The sequence below is a fragment of the Streptomyces sp. CWNU-52B genome, from assembly GCF_047444975.1.
In the GTDB taxonomy this organism is placed as follows: Bacteria; Actinomycetota; Actinomycetes; order Streptomycetales; family Streptomycetaceae; genus Streptomyces.
In genome coordinates this window covers 1-4,468 of record NZ_JBLFJV010000015.1, presented here as the reverse complement: position 1 = coordinate 4,468, position 4,468 = coordinate 1, and the positions used below count along the sequence as shown (strand labels likewise).

Annotated in this window: 3 protein-coding genes and 2 pseudogenes; 4 read left to right on the top strand and 1 reads right to left on the bottom strand. The window is 71.4% G+C overall.

Features of this window, described 5'->3' with window-relative positions; translation table 11 throughout:
• From ACLVWQ_RS16125 to pgl, 4 genes and pseudogenes are all read left to right on the top strand, one after another.
• Positions 1-118 (top strand): annotated as a pseudogene (locus ACLVWQ_RS16125) (transaldolase); the annotation flags it as partial.
• Positions 119-122: 4 nt separating this feature from the next.
• Positions 123-1,646: a glucose-6-phosphate dehydrogenase gene (gene zwf, locus ACLVWQ_RS16120; RefSeq protein WP_414109395.1), complete on the top strand. Its 1,524-nt coding sequence runs from the start codon at positions 123-125 to the stop codon at positions 1,644-1,646.
• Positions 1,643-2,761 carry a glucose-6-phosphate dehydrogenase assembly protein OpcA gene (gene opcA / locus ACLVWQ_RS16115; RefSeq protein ID WP_414109394.1) on the top strand — a complete coding sequence of 373 codons (1,119 nt, stop codon included), beginning with the start codon at positions 1,643-1,645 and terminating at the stop codon, positions 2,759-2,761. Before zwf ends, opcA begins: the two co-directional genes overlap by 4 nt.
• Entirely contained in the window at positions 2,758-3,546 is a 789-nt protein-coding gene (gene pgl, locus ACLVWQ_RS16110; RefSeq protein ID WP_414109393.1) for a 6-phosphogluconolactonase, read from the top strand. Before opcA ends, pgl begins: the two co-directional genes overlap by 4 nt.
• 119 nt (positions 3,547-3,665) lie before the next feature.
• Here the strand turns inward: pgl and ACLVWQ_RS16105 are convergent.
• Positions 3,666-4,468: pseudogene (locus tag ACLVWQ_RS16105) on the bottom strand (glucose-6-phosphate isomerase); the annotation flags it as partial.

The window sequence follows — 4,468 nt, the reverse complement described above, 5'->3', positions numbered from 1 at the left end:
CGACGAAGTGGTCCAGCTCCTGGAGGACGAGGGCGTCGAGAAGTTCGAGGCCGCCTGGACCGACCTGCTCAAGTCGACCGAGGCGGAACTCCAGCGCCTCGCCCCTTCGGAGGGCTGAAATCTTGTCGAGCAGCAATCCGCTGCGTGACCCGGCGGACCGACGGCTCCCGCGTATCGCGGGGCCGTCGGGCCTCGTCATCTTCGGGGTCACGGGCGATTTGTCCCGTAAAAAGCTTATGCCTGCCGTTTATGACCTTGCCAACCGCGGCCTGCTGCCGCCGGGCTTCTCGCTCGTCGGCTTCGCCCGCCGCGAGTGGGCGAACGAGGACTTCGCCCAGGAGGTCCACGACGCCGTCAAGGAACACGCGCGTACGCCGTTCCGTGAGGAGGTCTGGCAGCAGCTCGTCCAGGGGATGCGCTTCGTCCAGGGCACCTTCGACGACGACGACGCGTTCGAGCGGCTGCGCGACACGATCGGGGAGCTGGACAAGGCACAGGGCACGGGCGGCAACTTCGCCTTCTACCTGTCCGTGCCGCCGTCCGCGTTCCCGGTGGTCATCCAGCAGCTGAAGAAGCACGGCCTCGCCGACCAGTCCAGCGGTTCCTGGCGGCGCGCGGTCATCGAGAAGCCCTTCGGCCACGACCTCAAGTCGGCCGAGGACCTCAACAGCACCGTCGAAGAGGTCTTCGCCCCCGACCAGGTCTTCCGTATCGACCACTACCTGGGCAAGGAGACGGTCCAGAACATCCTGGCGCTGCGCTTCGCCAACCAGATGTTCGAGCCGATCTGGAACCGGTCCTACGTCGACCACGTACAGATCACGATGGCCGAGGACATCGGCATCGGCGGCCGCGCCGGCTACTACGACGGCATCGGCGCCGCCCGTGACGTCATCCAGAACCACCTGCTCCAGCTGATGGCCCTCACGGCCATGGAGGAGCCCGCCTCCTTCGACGCGGACGCGCTCGCCGCCGAGAAGACCAAGGTGCTCGGCGCGGTCAGGCTGCCCCGGGACCTGGGCGAGAGCACGGTCCGCGGCCAGTACGCCGAAGGCTGGCAGGGCGGCGAGAAGGCCGTCGGCTACCTCCAGGAAGACGGTATCGACCCCCAGTCGAAGACCGACACGTACGCGGCGATCAAGGTGGAGGTGGACAACCGCCGCTGGGCGGGCGTCCCCTTCTACCTCCGCACCGGCAAGCGCCTCGGCCGCCGGGTGACGGAGATCGCGGTGGTCTTCCAGCGCGCCCCGCACTCCCCCTTCGACCACACGGCGACGGAGGAGCTGGGCCAGAACGCGATCGTCTTCCGCGTCCAGCCCGACGAGGGCATCACGGTCCGCTTCGGCTCCAAGGTGCCCGGCACCTCCATGGAGATCCGGGACGTCTCGATGGACTTCGCGTACGGCGAGTCGTTCACCGAGTCCAGCCCCGAGGCGTACGAGAGGCTCATCCTCGACGTCCTGCTCGGCGACTCGAACCTGTTCCCGCGCACCGAGGAGGTCGAGCTGTCCTGGAAGATCCTCGACCCGATCGAGGAGTACTGGGACAAGCACGGCAGGCCCGCGCAGTACCCGTCCGGCACCTGGGGACCCGTCGAGGCCGACGAAATGCTCGAGCGAGACGGACGGAGCTGGCGTCGGCCATGAAAATCGACCTTACGGACACCACGGCCAGCAAGATCAACAAGGGCCTCGTGAAGGGGCGCCGGGCCATCGGCACCCCCGCCGTCGGCATGGTGCTCACCCTCGTCATCGTCACCGACGAGGAGAACGCCTACGACGCCCTGAAGGCCGCCAACGACGCCTCGCGCGAGCACCCCTCGCGCACCCTCGTCGTCATCAAGCGCGTCTCGCGCTCACCCCGCGACCGTACGACGTCACGGCTGGACGCCGAGATAAGGGTCGGCGCGGACGCCGGCACCGGTGAGACGGTCGTCCTGCGGCTGTACGGCGAGGTGTCCGACCACGCCCAGTCGGTCGTCCTGCCCCTGCTCCTGCCGGACGCCCCGGTGGTCGTCTGGTGGTCGGTGGACGCGCCCCGCGACCCGGCGGGCGACCCGCTGGGCGCCCTGGGCCAGCGCCGGGTCACCGACAGCTACGCGTCGGAGAAGCCCGTCGAGAACCTGCGGACCCGCGCCGAGAGCTACGAGCCGGGCGACACCGACCTCGCATGGGCCCGGGTCACCCCGTGGCGCTCCATGCTGGCCGCCGCGCTCGACCAGGTCGAGTGCGAGGTCGTCTCCGTCGAGGTGGCGGGCGAGGAGGCCAACCCGAGCGTCGAACTGCTCGCCATGTGGCTCGCCGACCGCCTCCACGTGCACGTGCGGCGTGCCGTCTCCGCGGGTCCCGGTCTGACCCAGGTGCGCCTGGAGACGACCGGTGGCCCCATCACCCTGCACCGCTCGGACGGGGCGATGGCCACGCTGGCGCTGCCCGGCCAGCCGGACCGCGCGGTGGCCCTCAAGCGCCGCGAGACGTCCGAGCTGCTCGCGGAGGAGCTGCGCAGGCTCGACCCGGACGAGACGTACGCGTCCGCGCTGCGGTTCGGGGTGGACCGGCTGGGCGGCATCCAGTCGGCCTCGCAGCGGCCCGAGGCGGCCACCTGGACGCCGGGGTCGCTCCCGGTGCGCCCGGTGCCGGACGCCTCCTCGGCCGACGCCTCTCCGGCCGACGCCTCCCCTGCACCGCGGGCGGGCGACGGTGAGAGCGTGCGGCCCACTCCCGCCCAGATGCCCCCGGTCAAGAAGGCGGACCCCCAGTGAGCACCGGCACTCCCCAGCTGGTCGTCCACCGCGACAAGGAGCTGATGGCCCAGGCCGCGGCGGCCCGGCTGATCACGAAGGTCGTGGACGCGCAGGCCTCGCGCGGGTACGCCTCGATCGTGCTGACCGGTGGCCGCAACGGCAACGGCCTGCTGGCGGCGCTCGCGGCGGCCCCCGCCCGGGACGCCGTCGACTGGAGCCGGCTCGACCTGTGGTGGGGCGACGAGCGGTTCCTGCCCGAGGGCGACCCCGAGCGCAACGTCACCCAGGCCCGTGAGGCGCTCCTGGACTCGGTGCCGCTGGACCCCGAGCGCGTGCACGCCATGCCCGCGTCGGACGGCCCCTACGGCTCGGACGCGGACACGGCGGCGGAGGCCTACGCGGCCGAACTCGCCGAGGCCGCCGGGCCGGAGACGCACGGGCCCGTCCCGTCCTTCGACGTACTGATGCTGGGCGTCGGGCCCGACACGCACGTGGCGTCGCTCTTCCCGGAGCTGCCGGCGGTGCGTGAGACGGAGCGGACGGTGGTGGGTGTGCACGGCGCGCCGAAGCCGCCGCCGGTACGGATCACGCTCACGCTGCCCGCGATCCGGGCGGCGCGGGAGGTGTGGCTGCTCGCGGCGGGCGAGGACAAGGCGCAGGCGGCGGCGATGGCGCTGTCCGGCGCGGGCGAGATCCAGGCACCGGCGGCCGGGGCGTACGGCCGCGCACGCACCCTGTGGCTACTGGACGCCGCGGCAGCCTCCGCGCTGCCCCGGGCCCTGTACCCACCGGCTTCCCCCTGACGGCCGAGCCCCCGCTGCGCAGTTCCCCGCGCCCCTGGGTACCCAGGGGCGCGGGGAACTGCGCGATCTTTCAGGGGCGCGGGGAACTGCGCGACCAGCCACAGCGGACCCGCACCTGGCTACCCACGGCCACGCCCCCGCAGCTCGCGGTACGTCGCCACGAGGGCGGTCGTGGACGGGTCCAGGCCGGGCACCTCCGCCCCCTCCGTGAGCGCCGGCTCCACCCGCTTCGCCAGAACCTTCCCCAGCTCGACCCCCCACTGGTCGAACGAGTCGATGTTCCAGATCGCCCCCTGCACGAACACCTTGTGCTCGTAGAGCGCGATCAACTGCCCAAGAACCGACGGGGTCAGCTCGCGGGCGAGGATCGTCGTCGTCGGGTGATTCCCCTCGAAGGTCTTGTGCGGCACCAACTCCTCCGGCACCCCCTCCGCCCGCACCTCGTCCGGCGTCTTGCCGAAGGCCAACGCCTGCGTCTGCGCGAAGAAGTTGGCCATCAGCAGATCGTGCTGCGCCTTGAGCCCGTCGCTGAGCTCGGCGACCGGCTCGGCGAAGCCGATGAAGTCCGCCGGGATCGTCTTCGTGCCCTGGTGGATGAGCTGGTAGTACGCGTGCTGGCCGTTGGTGCCGGGGGTGCCCCACACCACCGGGCCGGTCTGCCACTCCACCGGATGACCCTCGCGGTCCACCGACTTGCCGTTGGACTCCATGTCCAGCTGCTGCAGGTACGCGGTGAACTTGGACAGGTAGTGCGAGTACGGCAGCACCGCGTGCGACTGGGCGTCGAAGAAGTCGCCGTACCAGACGCCCAGCAGGCCGAGCAGCAGCGGCACGTTGGACTCGGCGGGCGCGGTGCGGAAGTGCTCGTCGACGAGGTGGAAGCCGTCGAGCAGCTCCCGGAAGCGGTCCGGGCCGATCGCGA

Bases quoted from the DNA above. Each gene is read 5' to 3' on its own strand.
- opcA (WP_414109394.1), top strand. From the start codon at position 1,643: ATGAAAATCGACCTTACGGACACCACGGCCAGCAAGATCAACAAGGGC.